This window comes from Caballeronia zhejiangensis (assembly GCF_022879815.1).
GTDB lineage: Bacteria > Pseudomonadota > Gammaproteobacteria > Burkholderiales > Burkholderiaceae > Caballeronia > Caballeronia zhejiangensis.
The window spans coordinates 959,098-973,101 of sequence record NZ_CP084285.1; the positions used below are offsets into that span (position 1 = coordinate 959,098).

Sequence of the window (14,004 nt, forward strand, 5' to 3'; positions counted from 1 at the left end):
AGGGAAATGAAAAAAGAAACCGTATTCGATCTGATCGGCGTGGGCTTTGGGCCGTCGAACCTGTCGCTTGCCGTGCGTCTTGCCGAAGAGCGCGGCGCGTCGAACATGACGCATTGCTATATCGAACGGCAAGCGGAATTCGGCTGGCATCGCGACATGCTGCTCGACGATTGCCGTATGCAGATTTCCTTCCTGAAGGATCTCGTCACGCAGCGCGATCCGACGAGCCGCTTTACGTTCATCAACTATCTGTTCGAGCGCGGGCGTCTGAACGAATTCGTGAACCTGAAGAACTTCTATCCGACGCGCGTCGAGTTTCACGACTATCTGAGCTGGGTCGCGCAAGCCTTTGATGATCGCGTGCATTACGGGCAGAGCGTGACGGCGATCGAACCCGTGCTCGAAGCGAATGGCGATGTGAGCGCGCTGCGCGTCGTATCGCAGGAAGCGGATGGGCGCGAATGGCGTCGCGTGACGAAGGCTTTGTCGGTCGGCGTCGGCGGCGCGGCGCGTGTGCCTGAGCCGTTCGCATCGCTCGGACCGCATAACGTGATTCATTCGTCGGCGTATCTGAGTTCGATCGAGCGCGTCGCGGGCGATGGTCGCAACGGCAAGAAGCGCATCGCGATCATCGGTGCGGGGCAGAGCGCGGCCGAAGTTTTCGCCGATCTCACGCGGCGTTTTCCGCATGTCGATGCGACGCTCGTGATTCGCGCGAGCGCGCTCAAACCGGCCGACGATACGCCCTTCGTCAACGAGATCTTCAGTCCGGAGTTCACCGATATCGTCTTTGCGCAATCGGAAGATGGGCGGCGCTCGCTGATCGAGCGTTTCCGCGATACGAATTACGCGGTCGTCGATCGTCCGTTGATCGAGCAGATCTACGAAATGCTCTATTTGCAGAAGGTTTCCGATGAAGCGCGACATCGTTTGCTGGCGAATACGCTCATCGAAAATGCGGCGCGTCGCGCGAATGGCGAGATCGAGTTGACGATGCGCGACGTGCTGACAGGTCACGCGCGCGCCGAGCGCTTCGATGCGCTCGTGCTCGCGACGGGTTATCGGCGCGACACGCATCTCGCGCTGCTCGACGGCCTTGCGCCGCATCTGGGCGACGCGCTCGCGCAGCGCAATGTGGGCCGCGATTATCGGCTTGTCACGCCTTCGAACTTCAGGCCGCGCATCTATTTGCAAGGCTGCTGCGAAGACAGCCACGGTCTTTCCGATACCTTGCTTTCGGTGTTGGCCGTGCGCTCGGATGAGATCGCGGCATCGCTTGCCGATGCCGGACAGGAACACGCCGTGAAGCAAGCGGCGGAGACGAGCGGCAGCCGCATGGCCGTGGCGCTTTGAAAACTATTACTGGCGATGTTTGAAACGAGCGGCAATCAATGACGAAGCTAAAACTGGTCTACATCATGTCCTTGCGCAACGCGGCGGCGGATCGCGCGGGACAGCATATCGAATACAAGGGCGGCACGCGGTATATGAAGTCGCCGCTGGAGTATCTCGTCGAGCAACTCAATGGATCGCCGTTGGGCGATCTCTATTCGCTCGAAGGCGTGATCTACGACGATGACGAAGGCTCGCCGCGGGATCGCGAAAAACTGGCTGGATATGGTTTTCGTTATGCGCCGGGAGGGCAGTGGATTCATCCGCCGGAGCTCGCGGTGCGGGGCGTGCCGGTGACGAGTCTTCTTCATGCGATTCCTTCTTCTTATCGGCGGTTGGCTTTGGATGCGGTGAGCGAGCGGGCGGCGCAGAAGAGCGCGTTCGAGAAGCGTTTGCTGGAGAAGCTGCGTGCGCTCGATGCGGACTTCGTCGTGCTCGACGGGGTGCTCGTGATTCTCGATGAACTCGTTCGGCCCGGTGCGGAATTTTGCCGGCGTATTGCGAATATTCATCCTGGGATTACGCGGCTTGGTTCGCCGTTTGAACGGCGGGGGGCTTATGCGACGCTCGATGCCTTGCATGGGGCGCGTGGCGAGCGCGTAGTCGATTGGAACGCGATGCGCGTTGAACCGGCGCCGGTGATCGACCGGACAGGCGCTTCGTTTCATTACGTCGATAACGGGATCGATTCTGGTGAAGTCATCTTTGATGTGCTTGGCACTAGCATCGATCCTTTAGATTCCATTCTCGAACTGCGCTGGAATAATTTTCAGCGGAGTCTGTTTCCTGCTTTGGACGGCGGGCTGCTTGCCATGGCCGGGGTGTTGGCGCCGGATCCCGATTACGTGTCGGTTTGTTAGCGTTGCCCCTTTGCGGGGCGGCACCTACTTTCTTTGCTGTAGTCGCCGGATCCCGTATTCGTGTCGGTCTATTAGCGTTGCCCCTGTGCGGGGCGGCACTCACTTTCTTTGCTGCTGCAAAGAAAGTAAGCAAAGAAAGCAGCTTTTCAAGCCCGCGGTCACACGCAATTTGGGTAGTTCTCTCGTCCTCGATGGCACTCACCTAAAGAGTGCCCTCAAAGGACCAATCGGGCTTGGCTCGCGCACGGTCCGCCGCCCGAAAACGCTGAGGACACTGGTTCAGCACGAAAGAGCTTCGGCACAGCGCTACGCGCTGCCGCCGGGTATGCAAGGGAAACCAACGGGCGGCGAAGGCGGCGAGATCGAGGCGTTAGTAGGGAAGCACACGCGGTCCCGATTGACCGGTCGGCCGCGAAGCGGGCTGGAGCTATTTGGTGCTGAACCAGTTTGGTGTGTGGTGCGATGAGACGGACCGTGCGCGATCCAAGCCCGGTTGGGCCTATGAGGGCACTCGTTAGGCAGCCCACGATGGACGAGAGGACTACCCAAATTGCGTGTGACCGCGGGCGTATCGGAAGCTGCTTTCTTTGGTTACTTTCTTTGCAGCAGCAAAGAAAGTGACTGCCGCCCCGCACAGGGGCAGTGCTAATAGACCGACGCGATTACAGGATTCCACGAAAGCAGAAGCGAAGCCAGAAGCGAAACCAGAAGCGAAAGCCGAATACTTGAAGCAAATCCGGAGACTCACCGATGAACATACGTTTCGATCCCGAAGTAGCGGCGACTGTCGAACAATCGCCTGACCGCACGCTGACAGCGTGTCACACCGACGCGTTACTGACGGCCCTATGCGAAATCTACTGCAACGACCCTGAGCGCCGCACGGCAACGATCGCACTTCCACACGCTTCCAACGAAGCCCACCGCACAAGAACCTTCATCTCGCAAGCGCGAAATGAGAACCTGATCGACATCGCACAGCAGCACGAAGATCACCTTCTCCTGACGACATCACGCAAAACGTTCTGGCAAATCGCGCGCCCATGGCTCAAGGCGCCCGCATCGAGCGACACGCTGCTGCGCTATACGCAAACCAACGGCGTCACACATCCGCAAAGACCAACGAACGCCGAAGGCACGATCTACGAACGTCACTTCCCGCAGATCGACATGACCTTCAGCCTGCGCACAGCTGACCCCGACGCCGATTCCGAAGTCTTCAGCGAATGGATGAATCTCGATCGCGTCGCATACTTCTGGGATCAGCGCGGCACGCGCGCCGAACACGCCGCTTATCTCGCGGAACGCCGCGAAGATCCGCACATGCATCCGATGATCGGCTATTTCGACGACAAGCCCTTCGGCTACTTCGAGTTCTATTGGGCGAAAGAAGATCGCCTGGGCCCGTTCTATGATGCAGGCGACTTCGATCGCGGGCTGCATCTGCTGATCGGCGATGCGCAATTCCAGAGCGCAGGCAAGCTCAAGGCATGGTGGAGCGGCGTACTGCACTACATGTTCATCGACGATCCGCGCACGGAACGCCTCGTTGGCGAACCGCGCGTCGATCATGTGCGACATATCGCTTACATGCATCGCATGGGCTTTTATACGCTGAAGGAATTCGACTTTCCGCACAAGCGCGCCGCGCTCACCGTGATGGAACGCGAAAAGTTCTTCGACGATTTTCGCTTTTGACCGGCGTCGAGGGAAAGTTGTACCGGTAACAGCGCGCTCTTATACTGACGTCACCGCGCTGCCTCCGACCCTAACTTTCCCTCAGACACCCATGCCCCTCATCAACTACATCACGCAGATTCAATTCGATTTCGGCGCGGTGCGCCTGCTTGCGGGCGAGTGCGAACGCATCGGCATTCATCGTCCGCTGATCGTGACCGATGCCGGCATCCGCGCGGCCGGCCTGCTCGACAAGGTGCTCGGCGCGCTCGGTTCATCGTCGGCCGTACCCGTGTTCGATTCGACGCCGCCCAATCCGAACGAAGCCGCCGTGCGCGAAGCCGTCGCGATGTACAAGGAGAATCAATGCGACGGCGTGATCGCGGCGGGCGGCGGTTCATCGATCGATCTCGCGAAGGGCGTGGCCGTGTGCGCGACGCACGACGGTCCGCTACAAGGCTTCGCGGTCATCGAAGGCGGCCTCGCGCGCATCACGGCGAAGACCGCGCCCGTCATCGCCATTCCGACGACCGCGGGCACCGGCAGCGAAGTGGGCCGCGGCGCGATCCTGATTCTCGACGATGGCCGCAAGGTCGGCGTGATCTCGCCGCACGTCGTGCCGAAGGTCGCGATCTGCGATCCGGAACTGACGCTCGGCCTGCCGCCGATGCTTACCGCCGCGACCGGCATGGATGCCATCGCGCATTGCCTCGAAACGTTCATGGCGCCCGCGTTCAACGCACCCGCCGATGGCATCGCGCTCGACGGATTGTGGCGCGCGTGGCGGCACATCGAGCGCGCGACGCGGGACGGCTCCGATCGCACCGCGCGCTGGAACATGATGAGCGCATCGATGCAGGGCGCGCTCGCGTTCCAGAAGGGCCTCGGTTGCGTGCATAGCCTGAGCCACTCGCTCGGCGGCATCAATCCGAAACTGCATCACGGCACGCTCAACGCAATCTTTTTGCCGGCGGTGATCGCGTTCAACAGCAGCGCGCCGACGATGCGCGAAGAAGGCAAGCTCGACCGCATCGCGCAGGCAATGGGCCTGAAGTCCGGCGATGAAGTCGGCGGTGCGCTGCGCTCGATGACCGCGACGCTCGGCCTGCCACGCGGCCTCGCTGAACTCGGCGTGACGCGCGAGATGTTTCCGCGCATCATCGCGGGCGCGCTCAAGGATCACAGTCATAAGACGAATCCGCGCGAGGCGTCGAGCGCGGATTATGAGGCGATGCTCGAAACGTCGATGTGAAAAGGGCCGGAGCGCAACGACAGTAACGGCGTGTGATTTGCGGCATTGCAACAGTGAGATAGGGGAAAACCCTTAAGTCTGTTACAATGTCGCAAAGTTTGAGGAACAAATCATGCGCCGCCGCTACGAAGTGCTCGAAAAAATCGCTTTCGCCTTGCTTACGCTTTCCGCTGTCATGGACGCCAGCTACATCACCTGGGAAAAACATCCGAATTTCCGCGAAAACGTCACGGAGATCGTGAAGATCAGCGCCGATCTGTCTTTGGCGAACCCGGGTGTAGGCGATTCGACGCCGCTCGTCCCGATGGCGTTCAACTAAGTTTCGGTTTTACCCGGCGCGACACTCGTCGCGCCTTCTGCGTCAAGCCACATACAGGTTATTCGGCCCGCCGCCGCACGGCGCGCGCCGGCTGCTTTATGCTGGCGGCTTTCCATGCCGTCGCCGTCCAGCATGTCCACCGCTCTCCAATCGAACGCCGCCTTCGGCGATCAACTCCGCAGCTTCGCTCGCGCGATAGGACAGATCGTCCTTCAGCGCAACGCCGCGACCGGCGCGCTGCTGTTCCTCGCGGTGCTGAGCGCGAGTCCGCGCCTCGCGTGCGGCCTTCTGATCGGCACGCTGACGGGCAATGTCATCAGCGTGATCGTCGAAAACGACGACGCACCCGCGTTCCGCGACGATCTCTACGGTTTCAACGGCGCGCTCGCGGCGCTCGCCGCATTCACGTTTCTCGACGATGCATCGCGCGCCGCGGCCGTCGCGATCGTCGCGGCGATGTTCGCCACTTTCCTCGCCAACGTGCTTTCGCGCGTGCTCTCGCGCTACCGGTTGCCGATCTTCTCCAGCCCCGCCATCATCGTGACGTGGTGCTGGCTGCCGCTTTTGACCGAGCGCGGCGACACGGGCGCGATTCCCCAAGTCGCCGCCGGTTTCATTCCAATGCTTCAGGCCGCGTTCGCGGGTCTCGCGCCGATCACCTTCGCGACCGGCGCGCTCGCCGGCGCGCTGATCGCGGCGGGATTGTTCGCGTCGCGGCCCGCGCAGGCGGGCTGGGCGCTCGCGGGCAGTGCGCTCGGCGCCATGTTGCACGCACTCGGCGGTGCAAGCGATGCCGTCGTGCTCTCGGGCGCGTGCGGCTTCAATGCGGCGCTTGCGGCACTCGCGGCCGCGAAGCTCGGCACGCGTTATGCGCTCGTCGCGATCGTCGCGGCGGTGCTGATCGAGCGCGTGATCGATTGCATCGGCATCGCTGCGTTGACCGCGCCGTTCGTGCTTGCGTCCTGGGCGGTGATTCTGCTCGAGCGGCGTCTGTCCGGATCATCCAAACAAGGAGACTCGCATGTCGTTCACCCACACGCCTGAGCGCAGAATCGCGGAAAGCGGGCCGCGATCGGCAGCCGAACAGGCCACGCGCGTCGATCTCGCGGCAGCGTATCGGCTGGTCGCGCTCAACGGCTGGGACGATATCGTCTACACGCACATTTCCGCGAGCGTGCCGGGCGAGCCGGGGCGCTTTCTCATCAATCCGTTCGGGCTTTCGTTCGATGAAGTCACGGCGAGCAATCTCGTGAAGATCGATATCGACGGCAACGTGATCGGCGAGAGCGCGCATCCGGTGAACGCGACGGGCTTCGCGCTGCACGGCGCCGTCCATGCCGCGCGGGAGGACGCCGTGTGCGTGATGCATCTTCACGTGCGCGAGGCGATCGCGGTATCGACGCAACCGCACGGCCTGCTGCCCGCATCGCAACACGCGATGCGCTTTCATGGGCATCTCGCGTATCACGATTACGAAGGGCTCGCGTTCTCGCCCGCGGAAGGCGAGCGGCTCGTAAACAGTCTCGGCGCGCATCGTGCGATGTTGCTGCGCAATCATGGACCGGTCACGCTCGGGCGCACGATCGCCGAGGCTTATGTGCTGATGGATATGCTCGTCAAGGCATGCGATATTCAGCTTCGCGCGCTTGCGGGCGTGGGCAAGATGATCGTGCCGACGCCGGAAGTCGTCACGCGCACCGCGGCGCAACTGCATGACGATGACGCCGTCGAAGGCGCGCTCGAATGGCCGGCGCTATTGCGCAAGCTCGATCGCATCGACGCGTCGTATCGCGACTAATACCGCTTTCAAAAGGAGATCAACGCAATGCCGACATTCAACATTCAACTGTTCGAAGGCCGCACGGTGGAAGAGAAGCGCAAGTTCGTCGAAGCGATCACGCGCACGACGTGCGAAACGCTCGGCTGCGAGCCGGGCTCGGTGGACATCATTCTGACGGACGTGAAACGCGAGAACTGGGCGACCGCGGGCAAACTCTGGTCGGAGCAGTGAAAGACAGCGCGCGCACGCCGATTCGTGCGCGCGCTTTGACCGTTACATCGATTCCTTCGCGGCGAGACGGAACTTGTGCAGCAGCGGTTCCGTATAGCCGCTCGGTTGCGTGCGTCCTTCGAAGACGAGCGCGCACGCGGCCTTGAATGCGAACGAACTGTCGAACGCGGGCGACATCGGGCGATAGTACGGATCGGCTTCATTCTGCTTGTCGACGACGGCGGCCATGCGTTCGAGCGTCGCGCGAACCTGCTCTTCCGTGACGATGCCGTGACGCAGCCAGTTCGCGATATGCTGGCTCGAAATGCGCAGCGTCGCGCGGTCTTCCATCAGGCCGACATCGTGAATGTCCGGCACCTTCGAGCAACCGACGCCCTGATCGACCCAGCGCACCACATAACCCAGAATGCCCTGCGCGTTGTTTTCGATTTCGTTCCTGATGTCGTCTTCCGACCATGACGGCTTGTCGACGACGGGAATCGTCAGCAAGCCATCGAGCAACTCGTTCTTCTGACTTTCGTAGTCGACGCTTTCGAGTTCCTGCTGAACCTGTTGCACGTCGACCATGTGATAGTGCAGCGCGTGTAGCGTGGCCGCGGTGGGCGAGGGCACCCATGCGGTGTTGGCGCCTGCCTTCGGATGCGCGATCTTCTGTTCGAGCATCGCGTGCATCAGATCGGGCATCGCCCACATGCCCTTGCCGATCTGCGCGCGACCGCGCAAGCCGGTGTTCAGGCCGACGAGCACATTGCTGCGTTCGTACGCGGCAATCCACTTAGAGGACTTCATGTCGCCCTTGCGCATCATCGGGCCGGCTTCCATCGACGAATGCATTTCGTCGCCGGTGCGGTCGAGGAAGCCCGTATTGATGAATGCGACGCGCGCGCCCGCCGCCGCGATACACGCCTTGAGGTTCACGCTCGTGCGTCGCTCTTCGTCCATGATGCCCATCTTGATCGTGTGACGCGGCAGGCCGAGCAGGTCTTCGACGCGCGTGAAGAGCTCGTCCGCGAACGCCACTTCGGCGGGGCCGTGCATCTTCGGCTTCACGATATAGATCGACCCCGTGCGCGAGTTCATCTTGTTCTTGAGATCGTGCATCGAGCCGAGCACGGTCATCACCGCATCGAGGATGCCTTCGGGAATCTCGTTGCCATCTCGGTCGAGCACCGCGGGATTCGTCATCAGATGGCCGACGTTGCGCACGAACAGCAGCGAACGTCCGTGCAGCTTGACGGTTCCGCCGTTCGGCGCGGCGTACTCGCGGTCCGGGTTCATCGCGCGCGTGAAGGTCTTGCCGTTCTTCGTGACCTGCTCGGCGAGATTGCCTTGCATCAGGCCGAGCCAGTTGCGATAGAGCTGCGTCTTGTCGGCGGCATCGACGGCCGCGACCGAATCTTCGCAATCGATGATCGTGCTCACGGCCGCTTCCATCAGCACGTCCTTCACGTGCGCCGCATCGGTCTTGCCGATGAAGTTGTCCGCGTCGATCTGAATCTCGAAGTGCAGGTCGTTGTGCTTGAGCAGAATCGCGGACGGCTCTTTCGCGTCGCCCTGAAAGCCCGCGAACTGCTCGGCGTTCGCAAGGCCGGTCTTGCCGCCGTCCTTCAGCGTGACGACGAGCTTGCCTTGCTCGACGCTGTATTTGGTCGCGTCGGCGTGCGAGCCGTGATCGAGCGGGGCGTTGTCGTCGAGGAACGCGCGCGCATAGGCGATCACTTTCGCGCCGCGCTTCGGATTGAACTGCGCCGTGCGCTCGGCGCCGTCGTTTTCGTCGATGGCATCGGTGCCGTAGAGCGCATCGTAGAGGCTGCCCCAACGCGCGTTGGCCGCGTTGAGCGCATAGCGCAGATTCGAGAGCGGCACGACGAGTTGCGGGCCGGCCTGCTCGGCGATTTCGCGATCGACATTGGCGGTGCTGGCCTTCACATGCGCGGGCGCGGGCACGATATAGCCGATCTCTTCGAGAAACTTGCGATAGGCGCGTAGATCGCGCACGGGGCCGGGGGTGCTGCGATGCCAGTTGTCGAGCTCGGTCTGGAGGCGGTCGCGTTCGGCGAGCAGTGCGCGGTTCTTCGGCGCGAGATCGTGAACGATGGCATCGAATCCCTTCCAGAAGGACGCGCTATCGACGCCCGTGCCGGGGATGGCTTCTTCGTCGACGAACTTCGCGAGATTCGCGTCGACCTGCAGGCCGTGTTGTTTGATCATGTCGTTCATGGGCACTCCGGCTGAGATGGCTGCTACACAGGGGTTTGGGGAATGGGCTGGTGCCTATGGTAGCGCGTCTTGGGGGAGGGGCGAAGCGTGGGGGAGGTGCAATGCGCGTGCCTGGACGGGCCGCCCGTTTAGCGTCCCGTGAGGGCGGGGTAGCCGTCGACGGATAGCGTTCTCAGTGCATCGGCCCGGCCTCGCGCAAACAAACCGCGCGAAAAACCGGGCCGCTCGAACAGCGCGACGAGACCGACGCTACGCCTTCAACAAATCCTCGATCATCACCGGCAGCTTTCGCACACGCACGCCCGTCGCGTGATACACGGCACCCGTAATCGCCGCCGCGATGCCCGCCAGCCCGATCTCCGCGATGCCGCGCGCGCCCAGTTCGTTGAAGACCGTATCGGGATAATCGAGAAACGTGACGTCCATCTTCGGCGTGTCGGCATTGGTCGCGACGACGTAATCCGCGAGGCTGCTGTTCACCGGCGCGCCGCTTCGCTCGTCGTATACCGTGTGCTCGAAAAGCGCCATGCCGACGCCCATCACGACCGCGCCTTCGATCTGATTACGCCCCGCGCGCGGATTCAGGATCTTGCCCGCATCGATCACGGTCACGACGCGGCTCACGCGCAGGCGCGCGGTCGCCGGCTCCCATGTCACCTCGGCGAAATGCGCGCCATACGAATGGATCGACCAGTCCTTCTTGAGCGGATCGTCGAAGCCGCCTTTCGCGCTGCCGCTGCCCGATGCCGCATGCAGTTTCGCCGCGTCGAGAATGCGCGCGAACGGCACGCCGCTTTCCGGCGCTTCGTTCTTGCGATGCACATGTCCGTTGCTCATCGCAAGCTCGTCGGCCTTCGCGCCCGCGAATGGCGATCCCTCGATCTTCGCGGCGCGCGCCAGCAGCGTCTTGATCGCCTCGCGCACCGCATCCGATACCGCCGGAATCACCGATGCCGTCGCCGCCGATCCGCCCGAAACAGGACCGAGCGGCAGCGCCGTATCGCCGAGGCCGACTTCGATCTTGTCGAGCGGGATGCCCGTATGTTCCGCGACGATCTGCGCGAGGATCGTGTACGTGCCCGTGCCGATATCCTGCGTGCCGCACGCGACGCGCGCGGTGCCGTCCGCACGAAGATCGACCGTCGCGTCCGCCGAGAAGCGCAGCCCCGGCCAACTGCACGCGCCCACGCCCCAGCCGAGCGTGAGGCCGTCGCGCTTCATCGAGCCTACGTCCGGCGTGCGCTTCGACCAGCCGAATTTCTCCGCACCGGTCTTCAGGCATTCGACGAAATGCCGCGACGAAAACGGCAAGCCGCTGCTTTCATCCACTTCGGGCTCGTTGCGCAGGCGCAGTTCGACCGGATCCATCTTCAACGCAATGGCCAGCTCGTCCATCGCCGATTCGAGCGCGAAGAGGCCGGGCACCGCGCCGGGTCCGCGCATCGACGTCGGCGAGCCGACATTGCGTTTCACCGTGCCGCCCGTCACGCGCAGATTGGGCGTGCTGTACATCGAAGGCGTCGCTTCGCCGCAATCTTCCGTGTAATCGTCGGCGATGGCCGCGTGATTCACGAAGTCATGCCGTAGCGACACGAGCTTGCCGTCCTGCGTCGCCGCGAGCCGCACGCGCTGCTGCGTGGTCGGCCTGTGCCCGACGTTCTGGAACATCATCTTGCGCGAGAGCACGAGCTTGACCGGGCGCTCCAGTTGGCGCGTCGCGGCCGCGGCGAGCAGCGAATGCGGCCACATCCACAGCTTGCCGCCGAAGCCCGAGCCGAGATAGCGCGAAATCACGCGCACTTTCTCTTTCGGCAGGCCCATCATCTGCATCAGCGTGCCCTGATGATTCGCGACCGCCTGGCTCGTTTCGTAGAAGGTGTAGCTCTCGCCGTTCCAGTGCGCGATGGTCGCGTGCAGCTCGATCGGATTATGCGTTTCGACGGGCGTCACGTACGTTTCATCGATCTTCACGGGCGCATCGTCGAACGCCTTGTCGGGATCGCCGCGTTCGCTGTGCGTGTCGAGCTTGTCGCCGGCATCGAGCTTTGCGCTCACATCGTGCGGCGTCTTGTCGTAACTGACCTTGACCGCGGCAGCCGCGGCGCTCGCCGCTTCGAACGTCTCCGCAACGACGAGCGCGACATACTGCCCGTAATAGCGAATGATGTCGTCTTCGAAAGGCGGACGGTTTTCATCGACGTAGCCGGTATCGATCGAGTTGCCGGCGATGCGATAGAAGCGGCCGATATTGCCGCGATGAAGAATCAGCTTCACGCCGGGCATCGCTTGCGCGGCGGCGAACTCGAGCGACGTGATCCTGCCGCTCGCGATGGTGCTGCCGACCGGCACGGCATGGAGCATGCCGGGCAGATCGACGTCGGTCGTATAGGTCGCGCGGCCGCAAACCTTCAGCGGTCCGTCGATGCGCGACTGAGGCCGTCCGATGAATGCGGACGGTTTGATATCGGGCGCCGTGGACATGTCGCGATCCTCAGGAAGTTTGCGTGGTAACGAGCTTGAGCGTATGAACGATGCAGCGCTTGGACAACTCGACCTTGAAGCCGTTCTCGCTTTGCGGCTTCGCATCGGCGAGCGCAGCATCGGCAGCGCGTTTGAACGTGGCTTCATCGGGCGTCGCGTTCATCAGCTCCTTCTCCGCTTCACGCGAGCGCCACGGCTTCGTGCCGACGCCGCCGAGCGCGACGCGCGCATGCTCGATGCGCCCGTCCTTCACGCCGATCACGACACCCGCCGACGCCAGCGCGAACTCGTACGATGCGCGATCGCGCAGCTTCAGATAAGCCGAGCGCGCGCCGTCGACCGGCGGCGGCAACGTGACATGCGTGACGAGATCGCCGGCATCGAGCACGTTCTCGCGATCGGGCGTCGTGCCCGGCAACAGGAAGAACTCGTCGATGGGGATCGCGCGCTTGCCGCCCGTGCCTTCGACGTGGATCGTCGCTTCGAGCGCCTGCAACGCGACGCACATGTCCGACGGATTGCTCGCGATGCACGATTCGCTCGTGCCCATGATCGCCATCATGCGATTGAAGCCCTGAATCGCGGAGCAGCCGCTGCCGGGCTCGCGCTTGTTGCACGGCGAGGTCGTATCGCGGAAGTACACGCAACGCGTGCGCTGCAGGATGTTGCCGCCCGTCGTCGCCATGTTGCGCAACTGCACCGACGCGCCCGCGAGCACCGCTTGCGACAGCACCGCATAACGATCGCGGATCAGCGGATGATGCGCGAGATCGGAGTTGCGCGAAGTCGCGCCGATACGCACGCCGCCGTCCTTCGTTTCCTCGATCTTGTCGAGCGGCAAACGGCTGATATCGACGACGCGCATCGGCCGCTCGACGTTGAGCTTCATGAGATCGAGCAGCGTCGTGCCGCCCGCGAGAAAGCGCACTTCGGCGCCTTGCTGCGCGGTATGCGCGAGCGCGCCCGCATTGATCGCGTCGCGCATGTCGCGCGCGCGAGAGAGCTGGAACATATCCATGTCGCTCTCCTTATTTCGACGACGGCTTGTTCGCGCGCACCGACTGGATCGCGCTGACGATGTTCTGATACGCGCCGCAGCGGCACAGGTTGCCGCTCATCGCTTCGCGCACGTCGTCGTCGCTCGGGCCGATCGGTTCATCGAGCAGCGCGACCGCCGACATCAACTGGCCGGCCGTGCAGTAGCCGCACTGATAGCCGTCGCATTCGACGAACGCGGCCTGCAACGGATGCAGTGCCTCGATTTCGCCGATGCCTTCGATGGTCGTGACGGTGTCGCCCTCGCACGCGGCGGCGAAGCACAGACACGAGTTCACGCGGCGTCCGTTCACATGAACGGTGCATGCGCCGCATTGGCCGTGATCGCAGCCTTTCTTCGTGCCGGTCAAATGAAGATGCTCGCGCAATGCATCTAAAAGCGTGGTGCGGGGGTCGAGGGAAAGCGTTTCGCTGCGGCCGTTGACGGTCATGGTGAAGCTGACGGTCGAGTCGCCTGCGGGTGCGGCTTGAAGCGTCTTGTTCGGTGTATCGGCGTGCGTGGTTTTCGATTGGGGGATGGGACGTTGTGGCATCGGGCAATCTCCTGGAATTGCGCAGCAAGCTGCTGCACGAATGCGGCGATGAAGCGGCGGAACATGAGAGAGGCGAAGATGCGGCGAAGCGTGTCGCGCGCCGGTGGCGCGGAGGAACGGCGGCGAAAAGGGTCTGCGCGGCGGCGCAGGACTTTCGTGCGCCGGCAATGCGGCGAAAGACGACACTCAGCCAGTATAGGCAT

12 protein-coding genes are annotated in these 14,004 nt (G+C 62.8%); 8 read left to right on the forward strand and 4 right to left on the reverse strand.

Features of this window, described 5'->3' with window-relative positions:
• Window positions 1-6: 6 nt before the first annotated feature.
• The 8 genes from LDZ23_RS25545 (at window position 7) to LDZ23_RS25580 (ending at window position 7,511) form a co-directional block, all read left to right on the forward strand.
• The gene (locus LDZ23_RS25545) at window positions 7-1,353 is read left to right on the forward strand and encodes a lysine N(6)-hydroxylase/L-ornithine N(5)-oxygenase family protein (protein ID WP_008347646.1); all 1,347 of its coding nucleotides are present in this window, start codon (window positions 7-9) and stop codon (window positions 1,351-1,353) included.
• Window positions 1,354-1,391: 38 nt separating this feature from the next.
• Window positions 1,392-2,252 (forward strand): formyl transferase, encoded by an 861-nt coding sequence (locus LDZ23_RS25550; RefSeq protein ID WP_244808258.1) that lies wholly within the window; start codon window positions 1,392-1,394, stop codon window positions 2,250-2,252.
• A 750-nt stretch (window positions 2,253-3,002) separates the two neighbouring features.
• Window positions 3,003-3,950, forward strand: a complete 948-nt coding sequence (locus tag LDZ23_RS25555; RefSeq protein ID WP_008347650.1) for a GNAT family N-acetyltransferase — start codon at window positions 3,003-3,005, stop codon at window positions 3,948-3,950.
• 91 nt (window positions 3,951-4,041) lie between these two features.
• Entirely contained in the window at window positions 4,042-5,181 is a 1,140-nt protein-coding gene (locus LDZ23_RS25560; RefSeq protein ID WP_008347652.1) for a 4-hydroxybutyrate dehydrogenase, read from the forward strand.
• A 112-nt stretch (window positions 5,182-5,293) separates the two neighbouring features.
• Entirely contained in the window at window positions 5,294-5,500 is a 207-nt protein-coding gene (locus tag LDZ23_RS25565; RefSeq protein ID WP_008347655.1) for a hypothetical protein, read from the forward strand.
• A gap of 132 nt (window positions 5,501-5,632) precedes the next feature.
• Window positions 5,633-6,544 (forward strand): urea transporter, encoded by a 912-nt coding sequence (locus LDZ23_RS25570; protein WP_033536176.1) that lies wholly within the window; start codon window positions 5,633-5,635, stop codon window positions 6,542-6,544.
• Window positions 6,522-7,298 (forward strand): class II aldolase/adducin family protein, encoded by a 777-nt coding sequence (locus LDZ23_RS25575; RefSeq protein ID WP_008347659.1) that lies wholly within the window; start codon window positions 6,522-6,524, stop codon window positions 7,296-7,298. Before LDZ23_RS25570 ends, LDZ23_RS25575 begins: the two co-directional genes overlap by 23 nt.
• 27 nt (window positions 7,299-7,325) lie before the next feature.
• Entirely contained in the window at window positions 7,326-7,511 is a 186-nt protein-coding gene (locus tag LDZ23_RS25580; RefSeq protein ID WP_008347661.1) for a 4-oxalocrotonate tautomerase, read from the forward strand.
• A gap of 42 nt (window positions 7,512-7,553) precedes the next feature.
• On the opposite strand, the gene LDZ23_RS25585 is transcribed toward LDZ23_RS25580, so the two are convergent.
• The 4 genes from LDZ23_RS25585 to LDZ23_RS25600 form a co-directional block, all read right to left on the reverse strand.
• Window positions 7,554-9,731 carry a malate synthase G gene (locus LDZ23_RS25585; RefSeq protein WP_244808259.1) on the reverse strand — a complete coding sequence of 726 codons (2,178 nt, stop codon included), beginning with the start codon at window positions 9,729-9,731 and terminating at the stop codon, window positions 7,554-7,556.
• Between the two features lie 249 nt (window positions 9,732-9,980).
• Window positions 9,981-12,212 (reverse strand): xanthine dehydrogenase family protein molybdopterin-binding subunit, encoded by a 2,232-nt coding sequence (locus tag LDZ23_RS25590; RefSeq protein WP_008347664.1) that lies wholly within the window; start codon window positions 12,210-12,212, stop codon window positions 9,981-9,983.
• A gap of 10 nt (window positions 12,213-12,222) precedes the next feature.
• The gene (locus tag LDZ23_RS25595) at window positions 12,223-13,230 is read right to left on the reverse strand and encodes an FAD binding domain-containing protein (RefSeq protein ID WP_008347665.1); all 1,008 of its coding nucleotides are present in this window, start codon (window positions 13,228-13,230) and stop codon (window positions 12,223-12,225) included.
• Window positions 13,231-13,240: 10 nt separating this feature from the next.
• Window positions 13,241-13,801, reverse strand: a complete 561-nt coding sequence (locus LDZ23_RS25600) for a (2Fe-2S)-binding protein (RefSeq protein WP_033536177.1) — start codon at window positions 13,799-13,801, stop codon at window positions 13,241-13,243.
• Window positions 13,802-14,004 lie beyond the last annotated feature (203 nt).